Origin of the sequence: Pseudomonas sp. BF-RE-22, assembly GCF_019956155.1 — a bacterium.
Classification (GTDB): Bacteria; Pseudomonadota; Gammaproteobacteria; order Pseudomonadales; family Pseudomonadaceae; genus Aquipseudomonas; species Aquipseudomonas migulae.
The window spans coordinates 34,122-57,812 of the sequence record NZ_JAHBDD010000001.1; the positions used below are offsets into that span (position 1 = coordinate 34,122).

Below are 23,691 nucleotides of genomic sequence, written 5' to 3' on the forward strand. Positions count from 1 at the left end.
AGCAAGGTCGCGTAGTAGTACTGGGTGGCAAAAAGGCAGGACGACGCTATAGAAAGAACGACACCTTTGAACAAGGGGGCGTCCACTTATCAGGGGAGAATTGAAGATCAGCCAGTCAAATGGCCCAGGGGGGCACTGGGATGAACTTTGACTCGATCCATTGTTTGAAGGCGACGACCACGGCGCTGGGAAATTTGGCCGATGGCCTGACCAAGTAGACTCCACCAGCGGTGTCCAATTGCCAGTCAGGAAGAACATGCAGCAGTTTTCCGGCTGCAATATCACTACTCATCAACCAGTCACCGGCGCCCAGTATTCCCGCATCCGCTCGGGCCGCCGCAAGTAACGACTCGCTATCATTGGCCGTCAGGTTTCCTTTGGGTGAAACCGTCTGAAGCTCATTACCTCGATGAAGTCGCCACTGAGGAAAAGACGCAAGGCCGCTGAAGCGAAGGCAATTGTGCTTGACCAGATCCTGAGGCGTTTCAGGCATGCCATGCTCTCTGATGTAAGCAGGCGACGCACACAATATGCGGCGATGATCACTCAGTTTCCTGGCGATCAACCTGTTGTCTTCCAACTCTCCAATTCGGATGGCAGCGTCAAAACCTTCATCAATGATATCGACCAGCCGCTCGCTATAGTCTGCAAGGATTGAGACGTGAGGGTAAGCCTTGAGAAACTCCGGCAGCATCGGGCCAAGCCAACGCCGTCCCATGGCTGCGGGCAGCGCAAGCCGCAAAGTTCCTCGAATTTCGCTGGCCCCCTCCGCTGCTTGCTGCTGCGCTTCATTCATCAGTTCGATGGCGGAGCGAAGACGCTGCTCCAGCTTGGCACCTACTTCAGTAATTCGAACCTGCCGGGTTGAACGCTCCACGAGCCGAACGCCAAGGCGCTTTTCCATTGAGGCGAGTCGTTTCGAGACGACCGTAGGGTGTCGCTGCAATAGCCGACCAGCCCCGACAAATGAGCCTTGCGAGGCAACGGCCAGAAACGCAGCGATTTCGTCACTGTATTGATTATTCAGAACATCAAGATTCATGGTTTTAGAATGATCGCCCCGGATGAACGCCCCGACTCCAGGTCGGCATGCGCCAATGCTGCGTCAGCCAATGAATAGCTCGCCCAGATCCGGGGTTTGATAATACCCGCAGCTATGGCGGCCAAGACATCCTTTGCTCGTTCCTGGTACTCAGCGGCACTTGCCGTATGGGCTGCCAACGAAGGACGCGTCAGGTACAGCGAGCCTTTGGAATTGAGTGTTGATAGCTCCACGGCAGACGGTGCACCGGTTGAAGCTCCAAACGAGACCATCAAACCCCGTGGCCGCAGACTATCCAAAGACGCCTGGAAGGAAGCGCGCCCTATGGGGTCATAGACCACGTCGACCTTTCTACCCTCGGTGATACGAGCGACGTCCGATGCCAGGCTGTCAGCGTCAAACACCAAGACTTCATCACAGCCCAACGCCTTGGCTTTTTCGACACTGGCCGACTTTGAAACTACGCCGATTACGGTCGCACCTAAATGCTTTGCCCACGGCACCATAATTTCCCCCAGTCCTCCAGCCACACCATAGAGGAGGATGGTTGTGCCATGCCCTACGGGATAGGTGGTCTTCAAAAGGTACTGTGCTGTGAGGCCCTTGAACATGACGGCTGCGGCATCATCAAACGACAGGGCATCCGGAATTTTGACCAGTCGCGCCGCCGGATAAAGACGGGCCGAAGCATACGAACCAATAGGCCCGGTGGCATAAGCGACGCGATCCCCAACTTGCACATTGCTGACACCGGCACCCACAGCGGCGACACGCCCGGAGCCTTCCAACCCGAGTCCAGATGGCAACGCGATGGGCACTGCGCCCTTACGTTGGGTTACGTCGAGAAAGTTGACACCAATCGCTTCTTGCTCAAGCCAAACGTCACCTTGCCCTGGCAATTGTTCGCTCAGGGTCTCCAGGTTCAGTACTTCAGGATTGCCAAACTGGTTAAACCGGATCGCAGATACCATGGTCATTTCCTCTTCATCCAGAAGCTGCCTTCACATTGATGCCTCTAGTGTGAGAACTGCCCCCGCGATGAACAAGACTGGTTTATTGCAGATCATTAATGCACAGATTGCAGCAATAAAAGCGATAACACCATGCGCTTTTCGCGTAGATCGATGGGGGGTGTGTAGCGGTTGTAGAGACGCCAAAGGTCATTGCAGAGCGTCTGCTTCGGGAAAACGTGGTCAGACCATGTTTAGGCCGGTTTCCCCACGGGGCGCATGATTGGCGGCTGTATGATTTGGATCGACTCAAAGGTGACTGTGGGGACAGGCAGAAATCGGCCAGAAGCGGTCGGTGAAACAGGGTCGCTACGATCTCCATAAATGGGGAATTACACCCACGCAACCGGGCGTTTACCACCTGATTTGAGGATTATTCCCCACTCACCTTTTCTCTAACTCGAAACGCCCGGAAGCAGTTTATTAATTAAGTTGAACTTTTTTCGCTCTATTGAAATGGCTCATTAGTTGCACCGCCCCCTCGTACCCGCAATAGCTGTCGTCCCGGACATCATGCAGACGACAGGGCTTGGCAGATTCGGCATGACAGGAGGGGTGAAAAATGAAACGCGCGACACCACCATGCCGCTCCGTCGCCTTGCTGCTCGGGTCAAGCCTGCGCTGTCCGATGCGCCTTACCCTGACCACCGCCAACGCCATGCCGCTGGATGATTTCGGTCCGCCACCACCGACGGCCCCTTCGGCATCTACTAACCCGCCGGCCGCCCCCAAGGCCGCGCCGGATGCCTTGCTGACCTTGCTGGCCGGACATCATCCCGCCATCCGTCAGCCTGTGGGCGGCGACATCACCGGCCACCAGTTAGCTGTTCACCTTGATTGGCACGCTGTTCATTCTGCCGGTGATTCTGATGTACACCTTCAGGAACTTTGGGTGTTCTGCGCAAAAGTGAGGATTGGTGATGTCTTCCACTGTTAAATCAATTGCTCGAATCACGAATAGGCCGATACCCCGTTACAAGCAGGTCGCTCATTTGAGCCTAATGTTTATAGCGTTGCTGATTATGTTGGCGTTGAGCACTTTCGTAGCGATGGAGTTGCCCCTCGGAACGCTCTGACGGTGGATGAGGCCGATCGCCCTCCGGACTGAACCATAGTGTTACCCGTAACGACCCGAACCGAAGTGAGAAAATCCCACTTCGCTCAACCAGAAAGCCCCCACACTTGAGCCGAGTGCGGGGGCTTTTCTTCGAGCACGAAAACCAGTCGCGCCTACCCGGTCTACCTAGACCTGCGTCACTAGTTTGAGACCTTGAGCTCAACACGCAGCTATCGGCCAATTTGAGCCAATGCTGACCGACAGCCTGGGCTGCTTGAAGACATTCGGGTATGAGCAAAGCGTGGCACAGTTTCCGGGGATATTTCGACGTCGTAGCGTCGCCGCGGCAAGGAGTTTTAGTGAGTTGGCATGGCTGGGGGATAGCAGTTGCGAGAGAAATAAATCTCATTCGCCATTTTTATGACGCTCGTCTGAAAATCGTCGGATAAATGGCGCTCCGCGTTGAGCTTTTACCTTCCTGACCTAGGCTCAAGCCATGTGGGAGGAGGTGCAGTCCATGCGCAAATTATTGATTGGCTCGTCGATGCTGGCCTGTCTGATGGTGCTTGGCGGCTGGTTGAGTCGACCACAGCCGTTGCCGGTCAGGCTGCTAGAGGTTGAGCGGGGGCCGGTGGAGACGCTGGTGGCCAACACTCGCGCGGGTACGCTGAAGTCCTGTCGACGCTCGCATCTGTCCTTCAATGTCGGCGGCCAGGTTGCCGAGTTGCTGATCGGCGAGGGCCAGCGGGTTCAGCCGGGGCAGGTGCTCATGCGCCTGCGACAGGACGAGCAACAGGCCCGGCTGCAGGAGGCCGAGGCGCGGCTGGAGGCCCAACGCAACGCCCGCGAACAGCGCTGCCAGCAGGCTAATCTGGACCGGCGCGACCTAGATCGCCTGGGCCTTCTGGCCGACCGCAAGTTGGTTGCCGCCGATCGCCTCGATCAGGCCGAGACCAAGGCTCACCTGGCGAAGCTGATGTGCAGTGCCACTGCCGTGCTGATCCGCGAGGCCGACGCCAGCCTGCAGTTGCAGCGTTCACTGCTGGAGCAGACGACCCTGCGTGCGCCATTCGCCGGCATAGTCGCAGAAATCAACGGCGAACTCGGCGAGTTCGTCACCCCTTCGCCGCCGGGTATTCCCACGCCGCCGGCGATCGACCTGATCGACGACAGCTGCTTGTATGTCGAGGCGCCGATCGATGAGGTGGACGCTGCCCGGGTTCGCCCCGGAACCGCCGTGCGGATCAGCCTGGATGCCTTCCGTGGCCAGCATTTCGCCGGCCGCGTCAGCCGCATCGCGCCCTATGTGCGTGAACTGGAGAAGCAGGCGCGCACCGTCGATGTCGAGGTGCGCTTCGACCAGCCGCCGGCCGATCTGGTCCTGCTCACCGGCTATAGCGCCGATGTCGAGATCCTCTTGGAGCAGCGCGCACGTGCTTTGCGCATCCCCACCGAGACCCTGCTGGAGGGGCAGCACGTGCTGCGATATGACCCGACCACCCGGGTGTTACGCGAGGTGGAGGTGCAAACCGGGTTGAGCAACTGGCGCTGGACCGAGGTGCTCGCAGGGCTGGACGAGGACGCACGTATAGTCGCCAGCCTCGAGCAGGAAGGGCTCAAGGACAACGTGGCGGTGATCCCGGTGGATGCGGCGGAGACTGAGCAATGATCCGTCTGCGCGGCGGTAGCCGCAGTTTCCAGTTGGGCGAGCAGCAGGTGATGGGGCTGGACGGCCTGGATCTGGACATCGCCGCCGGTGACTACATGGCGGTGATGGGCCCGTCGGGCTCGGGCAAGTCGACCCTGCTGAACATCCTCGGTTTGCTCGATGCGCCGAGCGCCGGCGAATACTGGCTGCAGGGCGAGGCCACGGCGACGCTGAGCGAGGCGCGGCGCGCCCAATTGCGCAGCCAACTGATAGGTTTCGTGTTCCAGTCCTACCACCTGATCGCACGGCTGACGGTGCTGGAAAACATCGAGCTGCCGATGGTCCTCGCTGGCATCGGCGCGGCGCAACGGCACAAGCGCAGCAGCCAATTGGTGGCGCGCCTGGGGCTGGGCGAGCGCATTGCCCACCGCCCTGCCGAGCTGTCCGGTGGTCAGCGCCAGCGCGTCGCCATCGCCCGGGCGATGGTCATGCAACCGGCGCTGTTGTTGGCCGACGAGCCCACCGGCAATCTCGATAGCCAGGCCGGCGCCGAGGTCTTCAGCCTGCTGGAGGAGCTCAACGGCGAGGGCCTGACCCTGATAGTGGTGACCCACGACGCCAGCCTGGGCGCCCGCGCGCAGCGCCAGTTACACATGCGTGACGGGCGGATCCACACTGCTGCGCCGCAGCGGGCGCTGACCTGATGCGCGCTGCCGATGCCCTGGGCTTCTGGCTCGGCGCCTTGCGTGGGCATCGCTCGCGCAGCTTGATGCTGCTGCTGGCCATCTCTATCGGAGTGGTTGCGGTCAATCTGCTCACCGGTCTCGGCGCAGGGGCGCGGGCCTTCGTCCTGAACGAGTTCTCGCTGCTCGGGCGCGACATCCTGATCGTTTTCCCGGGCCGCAAGGAAACCACGGGGCGCATGCCGCCGCTCACCGGCCTGACGCCGCACGAATTGACCTTGCAGGACGTCCAGGCCATCACCCAGTTGCCGGGCATCCGCCGGGTCGCGCCGCTGCAGGCCGGGCAGATGGAGGTGATAGTCGGCAACCGCAATCGTGAGGTGCTGACCCTGGGCACCACCCGGGACTTCTTCGCCATTCGCCAACTGACGGTCGTCCAGGGCCAACCCCTGCCGGCGCTGGACCCTGAGCAGGCCGAGGCCGTCTGCGTGATCGGCGGCAAACTCCGGCGCGAGCTATTCGGTGCGCGCCCGGCCCTGGGTGAATGGTTGCGCGCCGGCGACCGGCGCTTCCGGGTGGTCGGCATCCTCGGTGAGCGGGGCGAATCCCTGGGGATGGATTTCGCCGAGATGTTGATCATCCCGGTGGCCAGTGCCCAGGCCTTGTTCAATCGCGAGGGGTTGTTGCGGGTGTTTGTCGAGGTGCGTGGTCCGAGCTTTCTCGACCGTAGCAAGCGGCTGATACTCGCCGCGCTCAAGGAGCGCCACGAGGGTAAGGAAGACATCACCCTGATCAGCCAGGACAGCCTGCTCAGCGCCTTCGACGACATACTCGCGGTGCTGACCCTGGCGGTCGCCGGGATTGCCGCGATCAGCCTGCTGGTGGCAGGCATCCTGATCATGAACGTGACCTGGATTGCGGTGAGCCAGCGCAGCGCCGAGATCGGCCTGCTCAAAGCCATAGGTGTGACGGCGGCGCAGCTGCGCCTGCTGTTCCTCGGCGAGGCGGCGTTGCTCGCCCTGACAGGGGCGCTAGCGGGGCTACTTCTGGCCGAAACCTTGCTCTGGCTGGGGCGCCTGACGTTCGATTTGCCGCTCTATGCACCCTGGTGGGCGCGGGCTAGCGCAGTGCTGCTGGCACTCGGCACGGCGCTGCTGTTCGCCTGGCTGCCGGCCGCTCGGGCCTCGGCGCTGGAGCCGGTGGCAGCGCTACGCACGCCGGGAGCGCACTGATGCGCTGGCAAGATGGTTTCCGGCTGACCAGCTCGGCGCTGACCTGTCGACCCTTGCGCAGCCTGCTGACCCTACTCGGGGTAGCGATCGGGATAGCCGCCGTGACGCTGCTCACGGCCATAGGCGAAGGCGTGCGCGGCTATGTGCTGGAGAACTTCTCGCAGTTTGGTACGCGGATCATCACTGTGCGCCCGGGCAAGACCCAGACCAGCGGCCTCGGCGGTCTGCTCGGCAGCGTACGGCCACTGACTATCAGTGATACCGACGCCCTGCGGCGCTTGCCGCATGTCGAGGCGGCGGTGCCGATCATTCAGGGCAGCGGGGATATCCAGTTCGGTCAACTGAGCCGGCGCAGCGACATTCTCGGTGGCGGCCATCAGCTGGCGCAGGCCTGGCGCATGCAACTGAGCCTGGGCGAGTTCCTGCCCGTGGCCCGTGACGGTCGTTCGCCGCCCTATGTGGTGCTCGGCCATCAGTTGCGTGTCGAGCTGTTCGGTGAACGCAATCCGCTGGGCGAGCTGATCCGCGTCGGGGGCGTGCGTTTCCGGGTGATAGGCGTGATGGCGAAAAAGGGCCAATTGCTCGGCTTCAACCTCGACGATATCGCCTACATCCCGGTGGATTGGGCCGAAAGCCTGTTCAACCGCACCGGGGTGGTCAAAGTCCATGTGGTGTTCGGCGCCGGCACCACTTCGCGGGCGTTGAGTCGGCAGATTCGCCAGGTGCTCGGCGAACGGCACGGCGTGGAGGACTTCAGTCTGAGCACCCAGGACGACATGCTGCGCAGCTTCAACCGCGTTCTCGGCACCCTGAGCCTGGCCATCGGTGCCTTGGGGGGCATTTCCCTGTTGGTCGGCGCCGTCGGCATTCTCACCATCATGACGACCACTGTGGGCGAGCGCACGGCGGAAATCGGCCTGTTGCGGGCGATTGGTGCCAGTCCGCGGCAGGTGCTCGGGCTGTTTCTCGCCGAAGCGACACTGCTGTCCCTGGCCGGTGGTCTGCTTGGTCTGCTGTTGATGGGCCTCCTGCTCGGGCTACTGCACCTGGCCATGCCGAGCCTGCCCTTGGCGCTGCAGCCGCTGTTTCTGCTACTGGCGCTGCTGCTGGCGGCGGTGCTCGGCATTCTCGCCGGCATGGCTCCGGCACTGCGGGCAGCCCGCCTGCATCCGGTGGCGGCTCTGCGCAGTGAATAGCGGCCAGGCCAATGAGCCTGACGGGCTAGCTGTACGCTGCGTGACGATAACGCCGGCGCTGGGCCGGTGATTTTAATTGGTTGGCAGCGGCAAAAACTGAGTGCAACACCTGACCGCTTCGGTAGGGTGTTGCCATGTTTTATCACGAACTCAGCGTTGAAGAGCGCGTCACGATCCATTTCGTTAACCTGGGCGACATTTCCTATTGGTTTGCCTTGTGGTCGGGTAGCAGTGTTTGATAAAGCAGGTAGACAGTGGGGGGCGAGTCCATACATAAATAAGGGCAGGATTTTCACCCGCCCTCCTCCGGTTGCCTAACCTCGCAGGAATGCGAGCAAATCGGCGTTGATCGTATCGGCGTTCGTTGTAGGCATTCCGTGTGGGTAGCCCGAGTAGGTTTTCAGCGTGCTGTTCTGCAAGAGTCTGGCTGACAAGGGCCCGGAGTTTTCATAAGGCACGATCTGATCATCATCACCATGCATCACCAGCACGGGGATCTTGATGCTCTTCAGATCGTCGGTAAAGTCGGTCTGGGAAAAGGCTACGATCCCGTCGTAATGTGCCTTTGCACAGCCCATCATGCCTTGGCGCCACCAGTTCAGGATGATGCCCTCAGACGGTTTGGCGCCCGGGCGGTTGTAACCGTAGAAAGGTCCCGCTGGAACGTCGTGGTAGAACTGTCCACGGTTGGCTTTGAGCTGTGCCTGCAAGTCATCGAAAACCGACTTCGGCAAGCCACCTGGATTAGCCGGGGTCTGAACCATCAGCGGAGGCACGGCGCTGATGATGGCGGCCTTGGACACTCGGTCTTCGCCGTGGCGAGCAATGTAATGAATGACTTCACCACCGCCGGTGGAGTGCCCCACATGGGCTGCGCCCTGCACGCCAAGATGGTCGACTACGGCCGCGACGTCATCGGCATAATGATCCATGTCGTGCCCGTCCCAGACCTGGCTGGATCGCCCATGACCGCGTCGGTCGTGTGCAACCACCCGGTAGCCGTTCGCCAGGAAAAATAGCATTTGCGCATCCCAGTCGTCCGCGCTGAGCGGCCATCCGTGATGGAAAAAGACCACGGGGGCATCGCGTGGTCCCCAGTCTTTATAAAAGATCTCAACACCGTCCTGCGTAGTGACATAACCCATGTTCGCATCTCCCGAATGAAATGGAGGCCATGACCAGAATCGTGTACTGATCGTGCCCCTTGTTGAGCAAGTGCAGCCCACCCCATAGGCGGTTCTGAGACGGGTCCTGGTCCGGCTTTCGCCTATCCCTGCATTCCATGGCGTTTGAGCAACGCATGACATCCGCGCCGCTTGGCCACCAAATCACTTTAGGTTTAAAGTCAACTTTAAGGTCAATGGTTTTCTGGGGGGAATATGAGAATAGGCGAACTGGCGAAAATCAGCGGATTGGCGCCTTCACGTATCCGTTTCTACGAAGCGAGCGGCCTGATTAAATCTGTCGTGCGCAAAGCCAATGGGTATCGGGACTACGCACCGGACACGGAGTGGGTTCTGGAGATCATCACGGGCGCTCAGGCGGCGGGGTTTTCATTGGAAGAAATCCGACAATTGCTGCCGATGAATGCGAACGGTTGGCAGCATGAAGAGTTGCTCAGCGGGCTCAAACGCAAGGTTGAGGAAATCGAAGTCCTGCAGCAACGGCTGGCCCAGAATAAAGCGCAACTTCTTCTGGTTATCGAGGGCATTGAAAGCAAGCCGGAAGGCATGGGTTGCGTGGACAACACGCAGTTGTTATTGCATCGCCTGCGCGAGGAAGGTGTGGCGGCAACGCCGCGCGGCCGTGATACCGCATCGTCCAAGTAAGGCGTCACCTGTCAGGCTTTTGAGGCCTGACAGATTTTTGCCGGCCGGTTAAATCAGTGCGTGTCAGCCAGTGCCGCTAATGGCTTCGGCGCGTAGAGCGCACTTTGGAACGCTGGCACGTATTCGTACTTCATCATTTTCCCCAGCTTCAAGGAGCGGATGTAGTTCGACAGGCTGCCGTCGCCCAGCGTGAGAGTTGCCGAATCCTCGTTTCTGCTGGAGCCGTGGCTGAGCTGGCGGGAAATCGCATACCCATAGGCTAACCGGCCTTGGTAATCGAGATTGGTGAAACTGCTGGTGACGATATCGACGTCACTGGACAGGTCGTCGAGCTTCTGCGCTTTGAAGGACACGTCCACTTTGCCCGTCTCGCTATCGGTAATGTCATAGACCACCGATTGGGCATCTTCTTTGCGGTCAATCCCCGTCAGCCATTTCGGCAGGTTGTAACCGACGACACCACGAACCCTCGCAAGCTCTGTATTGACCGGTAACTTGAGTACATAACCCCAGAAGTCTCCAGACATCGACTGGCCAATCAGCGTAACCGGCCCCAGATTGGCTTTGCCCGGTTTGTTGGTGATGATCGACACCGCGACTTCGTTATAGGCGTCGTTATCGCAGTGCTCATAGGTGTAAGCGGTAAACGCAATCAGGCCTCGACCAGGCCAGATTTGCAGAGGCTGGACGGTTGCCAACACTTCGGGTGGCATCAGTGCCCGGAGCTTGTCCAGATCTGCCGTATAGACAGCCGTTACGCGACTGTTCTGGTAGTAAAAGTTTGGCGAGAACGATTCGAAGCCTATGTCGACCTTGTTCTTCTCCAACCCTTTGAACCAACTCAAATCAACGCCCGGTACTTCTGCTGCAATCACCGACAAAGGAGGGTTGGAGCGAAAGCGATCGTACAAACCGCCCTTGACGACGGGCACCTGGTGACCGGCGATATCGATCATGGCTGTGTCGGTCGAGCTGGGCATTTCAGGCATCCCCGCCAACGCATGGTTGGCGAACGTGTTGAATAGCAATCCTGTTAAAACGGCGCTTGCGAGTTTCAATCTGTCTCTCTCCAGGTGATTGCATCTGCTTGATGGCGTCGGCCAGGGCAGGCTTCTGAGGCCGGCTTGAAATCACCTTAACGTTAAACTGAACTTTAAGGTCAAGCGTTGGAAAGGCAGATTTTCAGTTTGTTCGCAGCAGCGTTTTCAACGTGACATCGAGCAGGATTCAGCGATTCGAGATTGAGGGTTTTGACCCTTCATCGGTGATGGCAAAGCTCACCCTCCTGTCCTCAAATGAGTCCATATACGGTCACCCAGAAGCTCAACCGCGGACCAAATAGGCCCCTGGCGGAACCCGATGTCGCAGCTTCTTGCATTTGCCGGGTGCGGGCTGGTGCCCCGGTGGGCGATCCGGGAACCAGATTCGGCATTTGCCCGGCGGCGGCCAATGGCCCCGGGGAATCTCGACCGCATCGTTTGTACCCGCAGGCTCGGTGGAAGCCATTTGCATGTTTCCTTCGGGTCCCGGCCTGCCAACCATAGGCGAGTCCAATACCGGCGCAGCCTCTGCGCGAGCGAAGCTGCCAGCGTCGCGCCCAGCATTCTGAGCGGGGTGTTCAGCAATGCTGCTTTCTTCTTCGCTGCGCCTTTGGGTCTCCACTTCCGGCTTGTTCAGTACGGCGACCCTGTCTGCGTTGGCACTGGGTGGGATACCGGTAGCCTGGGCCCGCTGCGCAGCCTGTATCAATTGCAAGTTGCGGTTACGTAACTCGACGTTACGCCCCACCCGAATGTTCGAGCGCATCCCCAAGGTTTCAGCCTGCTGGTACTGCCCCTGCTGAAGACGCAACACACCGAGGTAATGCAGCGTCGCGGGATTGTTCGGCTGAATATGCAGGGCCCGCTCCAGCGTGGCAGCAGCCTGATCCAACTGGCCATTTTCATACTGCCGCGAAGCCGTTTCGATCAAGGTGGTTGATGCGCTGTTGCTTTGCGCTGTCGCTCTTCGCTCAGCAGCCACCGAATAAAGCGACGCGCTGGCGCAGAACACCAGAATGAAACCTGTCAGAAAACGTTTGGCTGGCATCAGTGGGCGAACTCGATTGATCTCTCGTGGCACGATCGTACAACCGACCACAGCACTCGATACAGGGCTCCAACTGACCTGCCCGGCCCCCTGAAGTTCCCGCTGCAACGACCAGCGTAACCCGTGTTTTTTTTGCCACCCCATCACTAAGCGTGAGGGTTGATGCAACTTAAAAGCGCTGGTGATATCGATCTTGAACTGCGCACCGATCCCAGGGGGCGGCACCTAAAGCGGACTGGCTACCTAGACATGACACCAATCCCTTGTAGGAGCTGGCTTGCCGGCGATGGACGTCAACGATAACGCGGGGTGTCTGAATGAACGCGTTGTCCGGTCGTTTTTCGCGGGCAAGCCTCGCTCCTACAGGGAATCACGTACGCTTTTGATTCCCACCACTCATCAGGCCGAGCGTTAGCTCGCCTTCCGCTTTTGATCTAAGCGCCCCCTCGAGAGGCCGAGCGCAGGTTCTGCGCAGTGGGCAACCCGGCATGGATGCCGGGTTAGCCGCCCCCGGCCATGGATGGCCGATGGCGGCGGGCCCACGGAGCAGGACCGGAGCGAGGGCATGCCGAGCATTAGCGAGGCACCGAACGAAAGGGGCAAGAGCCCTTGGTTACTTGGGGCTCTTCCAAGTGACTCGCCGTAAGGGCGAAACCACTAGCCGCCATCACCGCAGCAACGGATATGCCCCCATCCAATAGACAAAGCTCACCATCAAGCCACACGCTCAACCGTATCCGAACCGCTCTTCTTGCCTGCGCCACTCCAGCGCACCAAAACGAATCGAACAACTTTGTTCCACCCATACGCGACCCCGATGCCACCTACAACGGCAAAGACCACCGCGAACACAGGCAGGTCAACAATATGCCGGGCCAGGGACTGGAATTGAAAATGCGTCAGATAAATAAACAGCGTTGACGATGCAACTAGCGCAAGCCCCCGGGCGATGAGACCCGGCACCGGAATTGACTTGACCCAAATCAGAGAGAGAACTGCAGGGATGGCGATATCAACATAGTCCTTCGCAACTTCCTGCGCCCCCGTCCCGAAGATTGCCAGAAGATCCTCCCCACCCATCACAACCACAGCAACCGCACTGACGATCCACTTCTGGGCACTTGAATGGGCATAGTGAACGGCCATTCCAAGCACCATGACCGCAAGATAATGCTGTGGCACGCGGTTATAGAGCGGTGACGCGTCAAACAGAAACGCACTGATCACAACGTCGGCCACGGCCAATGCACATGCCGCCAGAACAAGGCACCGAAACGGGTTCGCAACAATGATGTTCCTGACGCGCTCGAACGACAGAACAAACCCGATGATGACAATCATCTGCAGGAGCACTTCGACATACCAGTAGGCAAAGCCGCCCATCATCGTCGGTGGAAACCAGTTGGAGATCAGCAACATCGTTTGCCAATGAACCTGGCCGAACAGTATCTGATTCAAAAGTGTGTAAAGGATGGTCGGCACCGCAATAAAGACCACTGACCTGACCAGCGTACGCACATTGCCGCGTTCATTGATGGCTTGAAGCTGGAACCTCGCCAGACTGATACCCGAGATCAGAAACAATACCGTCGTCTCCCCGACCACTGACCAGGTCGAGAACAGATGAAGATGCCCAATGACAATCAGGATTATCGAGATAACACGTAAAAGGACAGGGACTTCCATTGCCCTGATGGACAGCTTTGAACTGCTGGTTTTACCGGCCAACCCACACAGTTCATGTACCGGTGTCATTTCCCATTGATCGGGCAGATGGCCGATCAGTTCTTCAAGCACCATTGAGGCCTGAACGAACGACAGCGAATCCCCACCCAGTTCGACAAACGTCAGGTTTGCGTCGATGCGCGGGACCTGGAGTATTTCGGCCCAAGCCTGCGACAGTTTTAACGCCAGCGGCGATAGATCCTGATCGCAATGGTTGGACGCCGCCTCCGTGTTGGCGGCTATCCGCGGCAGCGCCCGCCTATCGATCTTTCCGTTCGGCGTCAGTGGAATCGCATCCAGAAAGACGAACAACGCCGGCACCATGTATTCCGGGAGCCGAGTGTTGAGGTGCTCACGCAGTTCACCCGTTGAAACAGCGTTGATTGAAACGCAATAGGCCACCAGCCTGACCTGCGCGTTGTCATTGACGGCAAGCACAACGCACTGCTTGATCAGCGGATGTTTCGAAAGTGCGCCTTCGATTTCAGCCAGCTCAATACGATGTCCGCGAATCTTGACCTGACTATCGCCCCGCCCCAGAAAGCTGACTCTGCCATCTGAAAGATAAGTCCCAAGGTCGCCGGTTCTATAACAAATGTCGTTCTCGACATTCGTAAACGGATTCACCACAAACTTTTCCCGGGTTTGCGCGATGTCCTCCCAGTAACCCTGCGCCAAGTAAGGGCTGCGTATCAGGATTTCTCCGACCTCACCTTCATGCACCAATTGACGGGTGTCATTCACGACCAGCAATTGCGCGTTTTTAATGCCTCTACCCAGTGGAATCCTGGAATTGTCGGCTTCAGGGTCGACGTGGTGGTACGCCATTGCCTGAGGCGTTTCCGTCGTACCGTAAAAATTGACACTGACGGCATTGGGGGCGATCACGCACATTTGCTCGAACAGCGAAATGCCTAATGCATCGCCACCCCAGAACAAGTATCGAAGCGCGTTGAATCTTGCACCCTGAAGTGTTGCGCCGGTTCCTATCAGCCTTCCCAACGGCGGCGTCAGATGAATAATCGAAATGGCATTTTTTTGTATCCACGCCGCCAATGCCACAGGGTCTATGACGGTCGACTGTGCGGGAACGATAACTTTTGCGCCAATCGACAGCGGGGTAAATACATCCCGGTACACAGGGTCATGCCCCAGCCCGGACAGCAGCGAAAAGCAATCGTCTTTTGACAAGGAATGGCGCTGGGTATGCCACTCAATGAAATGCACCAACGGCGCATGAGTGGCCACGATGCCCTTCGGTTCGCCGGTGCTGCCCGATGTGAAGCTGATATAGGCCGGCTGCGCAGGGTCGACTTGCGGCAAGGCATGTTGATGAAAGGCGAACTCACGCAATGAGTCGGCGGGGTTTTCCGCAATGCTGACGATCCGTGGAGCCGAACGCCCTGCCTCCAGGTGTTCGGAATCGAGATCGACGGTGGCCCCACCGCAAAGCAGGACAAAGGAAGGTTTTAGCATTCGGATGATTTGCCCGATGCGCGCAGGTGGATACGCGACGTCGGCAACGGTGAACGTCGACCCGGCACGCAAGGCGCCGAGCATTGCATAGACCAACCCCGCACAGCGATTGGAAACAATAACCACCCGGTCGGATTCAGTCGCGCCATTGGCCTTCAGGAAGGACGCAATGCCATGGCTTATCTGTTCAAGCTGACGATAACTGCACGTCGCGTCGTGAGAGACGACCGCAATGGCGTCAGGCGAGCGCTGCGCCTGTTGCAAGAAGTCCATGAATATCGGGCGATCGGCACAATACTCCAGATTAAGCGTCGGATTTGGGCGATGATCCTGCATCTTGGATTTATGCTCCGCATGATCTGTACGAGGTTAACGTCGTGATCCGGAAATGCAGACTGAGGTTAGTCCCCCTCACCTCAGTCTGCTACCTTTCCCCCGTTCATTGCGTACCCGGAATTCTGGAGACATCGCATGCGCCCTCTTCGCACCATCGCCCGCCCCTGGCTGCAATCGCTGCTGTTGCTGGGCAGCGTCCTGGCGGGCATGTCCAGTGCCGAGCAGCGGCCGGGGCACATGGTCTATCTGCGCACGACTGATCCGAGCATCGAGCAAGACATTCGCTACGCCAGCCCCCACAACTTCACCGGTCACCCACTCGACGGTTATGCCGCCGCCGAATGCCTGTTGACGCTGGACGCTGCCAGGGCGCTCGCCCGGGTACAAGCGTCGTTGCGTGCGCAAGGCTACGGTTTGAAGGTGTTTGATTGTTATCGACCGAATCGGGCGGTGGCCGATATGGGCCGCTTTGCCACCGAACCGGGCGACCCACGCAAGGCCGAGTTCTACCCGCGTGTGGACAAGCAGGACTTCTGGCGCCTGGGGTATGTGGCGCGGGTGTCGAATCACTCCAGAGGCTCGACCGTGGACCTGACACTCACAGGGCCCAAGGCGTTGCCCGCCAGCGCCTGGACGCCCTCGGCCACGCAGGTCGATTGCACCGCCCCCTACGATCAGCGCTGGCATGACGGCGCACTCGACATGGGCACCGGCTTCGATTGCTTCGATGAGCGGGCGCATACCGCCAACCCGACGATCAATGCGACCGCGCAGGACAATCGCCAGCGGCTCGGCAGCGCCATGGCAAAAGAGGGTTTCTCCGGGTACTCGAAAGAATGGTGGCACTTCACTTATGGCAGCGCACAGGCACCGAACAACGTGATGGATTTCCCCATTACGCCGCTCGACGCCAACGCAGCACTCGACGCCAGCCATCAGCTGATTGTGGTCACCACAAAAAACTGGGATGACCTGCAAGGCAGCGCCCAGCGCTATGAACGCGACGGGAACAGCTTCCGCAAATATGGCGAGGCGTTTGCGGTGGTGGTCGGCAAAAACGGCATGGCCTGGGGCAAAGGGTTGGACAACGTTGAGCCAGGCGCAGAACCCGTCAAACACGAAGGCGATGGAAAAGCGCCGGCCGGGATTTTCAAGCTGGGAACAGCGTTCGGTTACGAGACCAGCGCCGACACGAAACTGCCCTACCTCGCCCTGACAGCGACCACCGAATGCGTGGACGACAGCCATTCCGGACACTACAACACCCTGGTCGACGGCGCCGCGATGCCCAAGGACTGGAACAGCTCAGAACGCATGCGCAGCGAAGAAGGCTATCGCAAAGGCATTGTCATCGAGCACAACACACCGGCATCCCCCGCCTCGGGCTCGTGCATCTTTTTCCACATATGGCGTAGCCCGACATCGCCGACGGCGGGTTGCACAGCCATGGATCAGGCGGACATCAGCCGATTGTTCGACTGGCTCGATCCGCAGCAGTCTCCCCTGCTGGTGCAAATGCCCGAGGCGCAATACGAGCACGTTCGCGAGCGCTGGAACCTGCCGGAACGGTGATCGCTCAGCCCTGCTTCAAATCCAGGCAATAGGTGTAGTAACCCGTATCGCGCACATAGCCCAAGGCTTCATACAACCGCTGCGCACCGTGATTGTCCGTGGCGGTTTCCAGCACCAGGCCTTTGGCGCCGCTCAACACCGCGAAGTCGCGCGCGGTGTTCATCAGCCGCGTTGCGACCCCGCGCCCTCGGGCGGCAGGCGCGGTAAACAGGTCACCGAGCAGCCAGGTGCGATGCGCGTCGATGGAAGAAAAAGTCGGGAACAACTGGACGAAACCCAGCGCTTCGCCGGCGGCGTCCCGGGCGAAGAAGATCACGGATTCATCCCGGGCAATGCGCTCGGCGATAAAGTGGCGGGACTGATTCAGGTTCGAGGGCTGGCCATAAAACCCCCGATAGGCGTCGAAGAGGCTGGCGACTTGATCGATGTGCGTTGCGTCGGCGCGATGTACCTGAACATCCATCTCAATGGTCTCCGTGCGGTTCACGACTCATGGTAGTAGTACAGTTTGTTGATGATGACCCAGCGATCATCGATCTTCAGTAACGACAGGTAATCGGTAAACCTCATCCCCGCATAATCATCGATGATTTTTACGGCGGCGGCGTCGCCTGTTATATCCAGGTCAATCACCTCCCAAAAAGGCTTCACCTCTTTTGCCGCCGGGCCTTCGGTTTTGATCGCGTCGATAAACTCATCAAGGGACAGCCATTCAAGCGCTTTTTGGAAGTGACCGATGATGCGACACGACGGATGAAATGCCTTTCGCAACGAGGCTTCGTCAGCGAAGACCATACCCTCGACATAAAGTTTGACGGCTTCTTTGACAGACTCTTTTTCTGCGGAATCAATTGTCATGTCTCACCTCCACTTCTGCTAACGCATTCTGGATTGTTCGCAAGGGCGCTCGCGAACGATCAGGTCGTTTGGTCGAACGGATCTTGCGGGCGATGTCCACAAACGGCGTGACGATCAGGCTGTAAACCGTCAGGTAACGCTCAGAATCCTGATCACCGGTGCCGAACCGCAGGGCTTCGGGTTTCGACGTGGTGACGTAGAGCGTGCCGAACATCCAGTCCCACAGTGACAGGTTGATGCTGAAGTTCTTGTTGAAATGGCGCGGTGCGTCGCTGTGATGAATCTGGTGCTGGGCCGGGCTGTTCAGCACATGTTCGAACACCGGGCCGAACGACAGCCAGACATGACTGTGACGCAAGTTTCCCACCAGCCCGTTGAGGATGAACACCAGCCAGGTCACGCCGAACAAAGTATAGCGGCTGATCTCGCCGCCGCAGGCGTACCAGAAGACGCCGGCATAGGCGCCGATGCCGATGATCGTCGAGAGTTTTTCGACAATCTTTTCCACGAAATGAACCCGGCTGGCGGTCGCTGGAACCAGCACCGGCGCCGAATGGTGGACTTTGTGGAATGCCCACAGCCATTTGGAATGGAAGGCGCGGTGCGCCCAGTAGGCCATGAAGTCTTTCACCAGGAAAACGCCCAGCCCGTAGAGCAAGGACAGTGAAAGATTCTGCTCCACTTGCACCCGCGCGCCCCACAGGTTGGTGAAAAAGGCAATGTAGTCTCCGGAGCGCAGGACGAGCGGGTCCACCAGACCGACAATCGGCAACACCAACGCCACTTTCAGAATCGCCCGCACGAAGTAGTAGCGGTAATCGAGCAACGCCGAACGATGGAAATACACCCGACGCCCGCCGATGAACTGCCCGAACGACTGCGCGTCGGTGAGACCTCGATGTTTCCTGAACCGGAACAGGGCGTAAGCGATGCTGTAAGACGAGAACAGAAACAGTACACCCATGCGCCCATTCAGATCGAAAAGGCCCAGGAACTGGCGAGTGACGGGCTCGATCACCCACTCGGTCAGGCCGTTAAAAAGCAGCACAAGGGCATCCACCAGGAGCTTGCCTCCCTCAAAGAAAAGGTATTGGAATTTAACCGCAACAGAGAACGGTTCTTAAGTGTAGATTGAGTTCAAGCCTCTGCACATCCCCCCACTCAGAGATTGGATCTGCTTCCTCGCCACAGGCTTTGCGGCTGACGTAAAGTCGCGGGACTTTCCGGAGGCCAACATGAGCGAACCCACCCCCACGATCTACCTGTCCGATACATCCGACCGGGCGCTGTTCGACCGGATCGCCGATGAATTGCAGCAAAGCCTCGACGGGACGTGGGTCGTACAGGCCAGCGGGCTGGATCAGCGTTATTGGGACCTGGAGGTCGAGGGGCAGCTCATTACGCTGCATCTGGAACACTACCTGGGGATCATGCTGCTGGTGGACGACGCGGATCCGGCCTGTGTGACGTCGGAACGCTTTCAGGCGTTGGTGCAGCGGTTGCGGGTTTTCGATCAGGAACAATCGATGGGTACGCACCCCAATCCGTAGGAGCCAGGCTTGCCGGCGATGGCGTCCGTGAAATCGCCATCGCCAGCAAGCCGGCTCCTACAGGGTTGGGCAGGGCCCGTCATCATGGGTGCTAGAACGTGATGTCGGCGGCGGGTATCACGTCGATTCGCGCCACTGAACCGGTCAAATGCGCCAGGTCCTTGTTGTGCTCGGCGATGATGTCTTCGGCGGGGATGTTGCCGTTGTCGACCGTGGAGTGAGCGTCAGCCGCCAGCACCACGTCGTACCCCAGTTGCAGCGCCTGACGCACCGTGGCGTTGACGCAATAGTCGGTTTGCAAACCGCAGATGACCAGGCGTTCGAAATCCTGCACCGGCAGCAGCTTTTGCAGGTTGGTCTGGTAGAACGAATCCGGTGTGGTCTTGCGTACGTGCCAATCCTTGGGCGAGGTTTCCAGCCCTTCGGCCAGTTGCCAGCCGTCAGCGTTATACGCCAGCGGACTGCCTTCTTCCTCATGCTGAATCAGCACCACCGGAATGCCGGCCTTTCGGGCACGGGTGCTGAGCCCGTTAATGGTGTCGATGACACGTGAGATTTCGAAGCACTCGTACTCGCCCGTGCAAAGTGCTCGCTGGACATCGATGATCAACATTGCGGTGGTCATGGTTCCATCCTTGATCTGTCGTTGGATCTGGGGACAGAAACTAAATCCGTCCCCCTCCAAACACAACCCTCAATAACCGAGAGACAACCCGGTGTTACGACGCGGATCGTTCGCTCCGTAGAAACGGTTTTTGCCCACCGGTTTACCTTCCAGCGACGGCGCGCCGACCAGAATCGCGGCGATATGGTTGGGATCCTGCGGCCCGGCAAACTTGTGGCCCCAGCTTTCAAGCAGCTTCACTGTGTCCGGACTGGTGGTGAACGCCTCCAGGTTGGTCTCCTCCGGCAACCACTGCTGGTGGAAACGCGGCGCATCCACCGCCTCCTGAATGTTCATGCCGTAGTCGATCACGTTGAGGATGGTCAGCAAGGTCGCGGTGATGATGCGGCTGCCGCCGGGGGTGCCGACGACCATCACGACTTTGCCGTCCTTGGTGACGATGGTCGGGCTCATGGACGACAGCGGCGCCTTGCCCGGCGCGATGGCGTTGGCCTCCCCTTGCACCAGACCGTACATGTTCGGCACGCCGATTTTCGAGGTGAAGTCGTCCATCTCGTCGTTGAGGATGACCCCGGTTTTGCTGGCCATGACACCGGCGCCAAACCAGTCGTTCAAGGTGTAGGTCACCGACACCGCGTTGCCCCATTTATCGACGATGGAGTAATGGGTGGTGTTGCTGCCTTCGTGCGGCGCGACGCCGGGTTTGAGCTCGCGGGACACACCGGCCTTTTGCGGATTGATGGCCGCGCGGATTTTGCTCGCGTAGTTTTTATCCAGCAAATGGGCGATCGGATTTTTCACGAAGTCCGGGTCGCCGAGGTAGCTGTTGCGGTCGACATACGCGTGGCGCATGGCTTCGATCTGGTAATGCATACCCTGCGCCGAGCGGTAACCCAGGTCTTTCATCGGGTAGCCGTCGAGGATGTTCATGATCTCGCAGATCACTACGCCGCCGGAGCTTGGCGGTGGTGCCGAGACCACGTGGTAGCCACGGTAATCGCACTCGATGGGGGCCAGTTCGCGGGTCTTGTATTTGTCGAGGTCGGCCTGGGTGATGATGCCTTTGTTGGCCTGACTGGAGGTGACGATCGCGTCAGCGACCCAGCCCTTATAGAAACCGTCGGCGCCCTTCTCGGAGATTTCCCGCAGGGTTTTGCCCAGGTCTTTTTGCACCAGTTTCTGGCCGACCTGCATCGGCTCGCCGTTGCTCAGGAAGATCGAGCCGGAATCTTTCATGTCCTTTTTGAAGACGTCGGTGGCGTACTCCAGCAAATCGACATCGCCCTGCTCCAGCACAAAGCCGTCTTCAGCGAGTTTGATCGCCGGGGCGATCACTTCCTTGCGCGGTTTGGTGCCGTAGGTTTTCAGCGCCAGTTCCATGCCGGACACGGTGCCCGGCACGCCGACCGCCAGATGACCACGGGTGCTGAGGTCCGGGACGACGTTGCCCTCTTTGTCGAGGTACATGTCGGCAGTGGCGGCCAGCGGGGCTTTTTCGCGGAAGTCGAGGAAGGTCTTGCGCCCGTCCGCCAGTTGGATGGTCATGAAACCACCGCCGCCGAGGTTACCTGCCGCGGGATACACCACCGCCAGTGCATACCCGACCGCGACGGCGGCATCGACGGCGTTACCACCGTTCTTGAGCACATCGACGCCCACATGGCTGGCCAGATGCTGGGCCGTGACCACCATGCCGTTTTCGGCGGCGACGGGAGCGACGGAGGCGGCGTGAGCCGCCAGGCAACTGAGTGCCAATGAAGTCGCGATGAGCGATTTGGCAAAAGGTTCGAACTTCATGAGTCGGTCTCTTTTTGTTTTTAGGGTCGGTAAAAAAAACAGAGAAAACGTTTCAAGAGCAGTACGCAGTATGGTCGGGATTGCGTATTGCGCCTCCCCGTCGAGGCAGTATGCTTGCCGCCTGCTCACCTGTTTTCGGAGTCCGCCCGCATGAGTTACACCTTCACCACCATGGCGTCGCCGGTCGGCGAGTTGAAGCTGGTCGCGAACGGTTCGAGACTGGCGGCCATCCTCTGGGAAAACGACAAACCGAATCGCGTACGGCTCGGGCCGATGAGTGAGGCGGCGGACAACCCGGTCCTGGTGTGCGCGGTTCAACAGTTGCAGGAATACTTCGCCGGCACACGAAACCGCTTCGACCTGGAACTGGATTTCGCCGGTACGGACTTTCAGAAAAAGGTGTGGCAGGCCCTGCTGACCATTCCGTTCGGCGAAACGCGCAGCTATAGCCAGATTGCCGAGCAGATCGGCAACCCGAGCGCAGTGCGTGCAGTGGGTGCGGCGAATGGCAAGAATCCGATCTCGATTATTGCGCCGTGCCATCGGGTGATCGGCGCGTCGGGGAAATTGACCGGGTTTGCAGGTGGGCTTGAGGCGAAGGAATTGCTGCTGACGCTGGAAGGCGGCCGAGGTAAAACCGGACGTTTCGAAGGCTTTTGACCTTGCTTTATGTAGGAGCGAAGCTTGCTCGCGAAGGTGTGTCAGCAACGGTGCTGTCGCCTGACACACCTTCGCGAGCAAGCTTCGCTCCTACAGGGGATTGCGTGCTCAGGTGAACATATTTTTCATGGCGGCGTACTGCAGCAGCATGATGGTCTTCGCGTCGCAGATCTCCCCGCGATAAAACGCTTCCAACGCGTCGTCGAACGGCCACTCCAGCACTTCCAGTTCTTCGGTCTCTTCTTCGAGCCCGCCGCCCTCGCCGACTTTCGATGAAGCATCGTATTCGGCGATGAAGAAATGCAGTTTTTCTGTCACCGAGCCGGGGCTCATGTAGGCCTCGAACACCTTCTGCACATGGTGCACGCGATAACCGGTTTCTTCCTCCGCTTCATCGCGGATGCGTTCTTCGGGCGCAGCGCCTTCGAGCAACCCCGCAGCCACCTCGATCAACAGACCGTCGTGACCATTGACGAACACCGGCAAGCGGAATTGCCGGGTCAGTACGACGGTTTTCTTCTCGCGGTTGAACAGCAGAATCGCCGCGCCATTGCCACGGTCGTAGACCTCGCGGGTCTGGCGTTGCCATTCGCCGTTGTTGCGCTGGTAATCGAAGGTGATTTTCTTCAGCAGATACCAGTCGTGGGACAACACCTGCGACTCGACGATGTTGACCCGCTCGGCTGTGTTCGGCATGACAACGCATCCTTATTTCGTCAGAAAACGCCCATCTTAGACGAAGGCCCTCACGAAAGTTGAGCCTTGTATTCCTTCTCGTATTGCCCGGCGAGCGTTTCTTTCTGCTGGTCGTCGAGCAGCTTGCCGGCCATCTGGAAGAACTTCTGCTCTTCCTCCTCCAGATGGTGATGGACCTTCTCGGAGAGCTTCTTCGCGGTCGCCAGCCAGGCCGGGCTGGACATCTCGGTCTCGTCGAGTTCTTCCATCATTTCGTCCATCTCGTGATGTTCCGAAATCGCGTGGCGACTGAGGTCGACACCGTTGTCGAACTCCATCAGCGGGATATAAAAATGCCGCTCTTCTGCGGTTTCGTGTGCCTGGAGTTCGGACTTGAGCTGCTTGTAGGCTTCAACGCGCTCCGGGGTGTCGCCGCTGGTCTTGACCAATGCGACGGCGTAGGTGCGTTGGCGGTCGTGGCTTTCGCGCAAGGCTTCAAAAATGTTCATTGGCAATCCTCATCGGCCGCGTTCTGGAATGACGCTGTAAAGGCTAGACATCTGCGCGCTGGCGACGGTTCCTCTGAATAACGAGGGATAGAACAATCGGCGCGACCCGGATACGCTCGTGCA

The 23,691-nt window shown here is 59.0% G+C and carries 21 protein-coding genes and 1 pseudogene; 9 read left to right on the top strand and 13 right to left on the bottom strand.

What is annotated here, in order from left to right; genetic code table 11:
* Positions 1 to 115: 115 nt before the first annotated feature.
* Positions 116 to 1,042 carry a LysR family transcriptional regulator gene (locus KGA82_RS00180; RefSeq protein ID WP_223449250.1) on the bottom strand — a complete coding sequence of 309 codons (927 nt, stop codon included), beginning with the start codon at positions 1,040 to 1,042 and terminating at the stop codon, positions 116 to 118.
* The gene (locus KGA82_RS00185) at positions 1,039 to 2,013 is read right to left on the bottom strand and encodes a quinone oxidoreductase family protein (protein WP_223449375.1); all 975 of its coding nucleotides are present in this window, start codon (positions 2,011 to 2,013) and stop codon (positions 1,039 to 1,041) included. The genes KGA82_RS00180 and KGA82_RS00185 overlap by 4 nt, the downstream gene beginning before the upstream one ends.
* 800 nt (positions 2,014 to 2,813) lie before the next feature.
* Here KGA82_RS00185 and KGA82_RS00190 point away from each other — a divergent pair.
* From KGA82_RS00190 to KGA82_RS00210, 5 genes and pseudogenes are all read left to right on the top strand, one after another.
* Positions 2,814 to 2,989: pseudogene (locus KGA82_RS00190) on the top strand (ubiquinol oxidase subunit II); the annotation flags it as partial.
* Between the two features lie 637 nt (positions 2,990 to 3,626).
* Positions 3,627 to 4,778: an efflux RND transporter periplasmic adaptor subunit gene (locus KGA82_RS00195; RefSeq protein WP_177318176.1), complete on the top strand. Its 1,152-nt coding sequence runs from the start codon at positions 3,627 to 3,629 to the stop codon at positions 4,776 to 4,778.
* Positions 4,775 to 5,461, top strand: coding sequence for an ABC transporter ATP-binding protein (locus KGA82_RS00200; RefSeq protein ID WP_008033381.1), 687 nt, complete (start codon positions 4,775 to 4,777; stop codon positions 5,459 to 5,461). The genes KGA82_RS00195 and KGA82_RS00200 overlap by 4 nt, the downstream gene beginning before the upstream one ends.
* Positions 5,461 to 6,672 (top strand): ABC transporter permease, encoded by a 1,212-nt coding sequence (locus KGA82_RS00205; protein ID WP_223449252.1) that lies wholly within the window; start codon positions 5,461 to 5,463, stop codon positions 6,670 to 6,672. The genes KGA82_RS00200 and KGA82_RS00205 overlap by 1 nt, the downstream gene beginning before the upstream one ends.
* The gene (locus KGA82_RS00210) at positions 6,672 to 7,868 is read left to right on the top strand and encodes an ABC transporter permease (RefSeq protein WP_223449254.1); all 1,197 of its coding nucleotides are present in this window, start codon (positions 6,672 to 6,674) and stop codon (positions 7,866 to 7,868) included. The genes KGA82_RS00205 and KGA82_RS00210 overlap by 1 nt, the downstream gene beginning before the upstream one ends.
* Before the next feature lie 314 nt (positions 7,869 to 8,182).
* Here KGA82_RS00210 and KGA82_RS00215 read toward each other — a convergent pair whose 3' ends face one another.
* Complete coding sequence (locus KGA82_RS00215; RefSeq protein WP_223449256.1) at positions 8,183 to 9,013, bottom strand: alpha/beta fold hydrolase; 831 nt, start codon at positions 9,011 to 9,013, stop codon at positions 8,183 to 8,185.
* A 234-nt stretch (positions 9,014 to 9,247) separates the two neighbouring features.
* Between KGA82_RS00215 and KGA82_RS00220 the strand changes: the two genes are divergently transcribed.
* Positions 9,248 to 9,697 (top strand): MerR family transcriptional regulator, encoded by a 450-nt coding sequence (locus tag KGA82_RS00220; RefSeq protein ID WP_223449258.1) that lies wholly within the window; start codon positions 9,248 to 9,250, stop codon positions 9,695 to 9,697.
* A gap of 53 nt (positions 9,698 to 9,750) precedes the next feature.
* Here the strand turns inward: KGA82_RS00220 and KGA82_RS00225 are convergent, their stop codons facing one another.
* From KGA82_RS00225 to KGA82_RS00235, 3 genes are all read right to left on the bottom strand, one after another.
* Positions 9,751 to 10,755, bottom strand: a complete 1,005-nt coding sequence (locus KGA82_RS00225; protein WP_223449260.1) for an acetoacetate decarboxylase (ADC) — start codon at positions 10,753 to 10,755, stop codon at positions 9,751 to 9,753.
* Positions 10,756 to 11,020: 265 nt separating this feature from the next.
* Positions 11,021 to 11,785 carry a tetratricopeptide repeat protein gene (locus tag KGA82_RS00230; protein WP_223449262.1) on the bottom strand — a complete coding sequence of 255 codons (765 nt, stop codon included), beginning with the start codon at positions 11,783 to 11,785 and terminating at the stop codon, positions 11,021 to 11,023.
* A 714-nt stretch (positions 11,786 to 12,499) separates the two neighbouring features.
* Complete coding sequence (locus KGA82_RS00235; protein WP_223449264.1) at positions 12,500 to 15,322, bottom strand: amino acid adenylation domain-containing protein; 2,823 nt, start codon at positions 15,320 to 15,322, stop codon at positions 12,500 to 12,502.
* 135 nt (positions 15,323 to 15,457) lie between these two features.
* Between KGA82_RS00235 and KGA82_RS00240 the strand changes: the two genes are divergently transcribed.
* The gene (locus tag KGA82_RS00240) at positions 15,458 to 16,894 is read left to right on the top strand and encodes a M15 family metallopeptidase (protein WP_223449266.1); all 1,437 of its coding nucleotides are present in this window, start codon (positions 15,458 to 15,460) and stop codon (positions 16,892 to 16,894) included.
* Between the two features lie 4 nt (positions 16,895 to 16,898).
* On the opposite strand, the gene KGA82_RS00245 is transcribed toward KGA82_RS00240, so the two are convergent.
* From KGA82_RS00245 to KGA82_RS00255, 3 genes are read right to left on the bottom strand one after another with little or no spacing between them, the layout of a single operon-like run.
* Positions 16,899 to 17,357: a GNAT family N-acetyltransferase gene (locus KGA82_RS00245; protein ID WP_223449268.1), complete on the bottom strand. Its 459-nt coding sequence runs from the start codon at positions 17,355 to 17,357 to the stop codon at positions 16,899 to 16,901.
* A 20-nt stretch (positions 17,358 to 17,377) separates the two neighbouring features.
* Complete coding sequence (locus tag KGA82_RS00250; protein WP_223449270.1) at positions 17,378 to 17,752, bottom strand: nuclear transport factor 2 family protein; 375 nt, start codon at positions 17,750 to 17,752, stop codon at positions 17,378 to 17,380.
* Positions 17,742 to 18,812 (bottom strand): sterol desaturase family protein, encoded by a 1,071-nt coding sequence (locus KGA82_RS00255; RefSeq protein ID WP_223449272.1) that lies wholly within the window; start codon positions 18,810 to 18,812, stop codon positions 17,742 to 17,744. The genes KGA82_RS00250 and KGA82_RS00255 overlap by 11 nt, the downstream gene beginning before the upstream one ends.
* A gap of 175 nt (positions 18,813 to 18,987) precedes the next feature.
* On the opposite strand from KGA82_RS00255, the gene KGA82_RS00260 reads away from it, so the two are divergent.
* Positions 18,988 to 19,302 carry a DUF3630 family protein gene (locus tag KGA82_RS00260; RefSeq protein WP_223449274.1) on the top strand — a complete coding sequence of 105 codons (315 nt, stop codon included), beginning with the start codon at positions 18,988 to 18,990 and terminating at the stop codon, positions 19,300 to 19,302.
* A 91-nt stretch (positions 19,303 to 19,393) separates the two neighbouring features.
* On the opposite strand, the gene KGA82_RS00265 is transcribed toward KGA82_RS00260, so the two are convergent.
* The gene (locus KGA82_RS00265) at positions 19,394 to 19,927 is read right to left on the bottom strand and encodes a cysteine hydrolase family protein (protein WP_223449275.1); all 534 of its coding nucleotides are present in this window, start codon (positions 19,925 to 19,927) and stop codon (positions 19,394 to 19,396) included.
* Positions 19,928 to 19,996: 69 nt separating this feature from the next.
* A complete protein-coding gene (gene ggt, locus KGA82_RS00270; RefSeq protein WP_223449277.1) occupies positions 19,997 to 21,724 on the bottom strand; it encodes a gamma-glutamyltransferase in 1,728 nt (575 codons plus the stop codon).
* 150 nt (positions 21,725 to 21,874) lie between these two features.
* On the opposite strand from ggt, the gene KGA82_RS00275 reads away from it, so the two are divergent.
* Positions 21,875 to 22,384, top strand: coding sequence for a methylated-DNA--[protein]-cysteine S-methyltransferase (locus KGA82_RS00275; RefSeq protein WP_223449279.1), 510 nt, complete (start codon positions 21,875 to 21,877; stop codon positions 22,382 to 22,384).
* Between the two features lie 108 nt (positions 22,385 to 22,492).
* Here the strand turns inward: KGA82_RS00275 and KGA82_RS00280 are convergent, their stop codons facing one another.
* Together KGA82_RS00280 and KGA82_RS00285 are read right to left on the bottom strand one after the other, a co-directional pair.
* Positions 22,493 to 23,080 (bottom strand): NUDIX domain-containing protein, encoded by a 588-nt coding sequence (locus tag KGA82_RS00280; RefSeq protein ID WP_223449299.1) that lies wholly within the window; start codon positions 23,078 to 23,080, stop codon positions 22,493 to 22,495.
* A 50-nt stretch (positions 23,081 to 23,130) separates the two neighbouring features.
* Positions 23,131 to 23,568, bottom strand: a complete 438-nt coding sequence (locus KGA82_RS00285) for a hemerythrin domain-containing protein (RefSeq protein WP_223449301.1) — start codon at positions 23,566 to 23,568, stop codon at positions 23,131 to 23,133.
* Positions 23,569 to 23,691: the final 123 nt, after the last annotated feature.

What these genes read in the sequence shown, in the direction of transcription:
- KGA82_RS00180 (WP_223449250.1), bottom strand. Translation starts at nt 1,042, where the DNA reads ATGAATCTTGATGTTCTGAATAATCAATACAGTGACGAAATCGCTGCG.
- KGA82_RS00185 (WP_223449375.1), bottom strand. Translation starts at nt 2,013, where the DNA reads ATGGTATCTGCGATCCGGTTTAACCAGTTTGGCAATCCTGAAGTACTG.
- KGA82_RS00195 (WP_177318176.1), top strand. Translation starts at nt 3,627, where the DNA reads ATGCGCAAATTATTGATTGGCTCGTCGATGCTGGCCTGTCTGATGGTG.
- KGA82_RS00200 (WP_008033381.1), top strand. Translation starts at nt 4,775, where the DNA reads ATGATCCGTCTGCGCGGCGGTAGCCGCAGTTTCCAGTTGGGCGAGCAG.
- KGA82_RS00205 (WP_223449252.1), top strand. Translation starts at nt 5,461, where the DNA reads ATGCGCGCTGCCGATGCCCTGGGCTTCTGGCTCGGCGCCTTGCGTGGG.
- KGA82_RS00210 (WP_223449254.1), top strand. Translation starts at nt 6,672, where the DNA reads ATGCGCTGGCAAGATGGTTTCCGGCTGACCAGCTCGGCGCTGACCTGT.
- KGA82_RS00215 (WP_223449256.1), bottom strand. Translation starts at nt 9,013, where the DNA reads ATGGGTTATGTCACTACGCAGGACGGTGTTGAGATCTTTTATAAAGAC.
- KGA82_RS00220 (WP_223449258.1), top strand. Translation starts at nt 9,248, where the DNA reads ATGAGAATAGGCGAACTGGCGAAAATCAGCGGATTGGCGCCTTCACGT.
- KGA82_RS00230 (WP_223449262.1), bottom strand. Translation starts at nt 11,785, where the DNA reads ATGCCAGCCAAACGTTTTCTGACAGGTTTCATTCTGGTGTTCTGCGCC.
- KGA82_RS00235 (WP_223449264.1), bottom strand. Translation starts at nt 15,322, where the DNA reads ATGCAGGATCATCGCCCAAATCCGACGCTTAATCTGGAGTATTGTGCC.
- KGA82_RS00240 (WP_223449266.1), top strand. Translation starts at nt 15,458, where the DNA reads ATGCGCCCTCTTCGCACCATCGCCCGCCCCTGGCTGCAATCGCTGCTG.
- KGA82_RS00245 (WP_223449268.1), bottom strand. Translation starts at nt 17,357, where the DNA reads ATGGATGTTCAGGTACATCGCGCCGACGCAACGCACATCGATCAAGTC.
- KGA82_RS00250 (WP_223449270.1), bottom strand. Translation starts at nt 17,752, where the DNA reads ATGACAATTGATTCCGCAGAAAAAGAGTCTGTCAAAGAAGCCGTCAAA.
- KGA82_RS00260 (WP_223449274.1), top strand. Translation starts at nt 18,988, where the DNA reads ATGAGCGAACCCACCCCCACGATCTACCTGTCCGATACATCCGACCGG.
- KGA82_RS00265 (WP_223449275.1), bottom strand. Translation starts at nt 19,927, where the DNA reads ATGACCACCGCAATGTTGATCATCGATGTCCAGCGAGCACTTTGCACG.
- ggt (WP_223449277.1), bottom strand. Translation starts at nt 21,724, where the DNA reads ATGAAGTTCGAACCTTTTGCCAAATCGCTCATCGCGACTTCATTGGCA.
- KGA82_RS00275 (WP_223449279.1), top strand. Translation starts at nt 21,875, where the DNA reads ATGAGTTACACCTTCACCACCATGGCGTCGCCGGTCGGCGAGTTGAAG.
- KGA82_RS00280 (WP_223449299.1), bottom strand. Translation starts at nt 23,080, where the DNA reads ATGCCGAACACAGCCGAGCGGGTCAACATCGTCGAGTCGCAGGTGTTG.
- KGA82_RS00285 (WP_223449301.1), bottom strand. Translation starts at nt 23,568, where the DNA reads ATGAACATTTTTGAAGCCTTGCGCGAAAGCCACGACCGCCAACGCACC.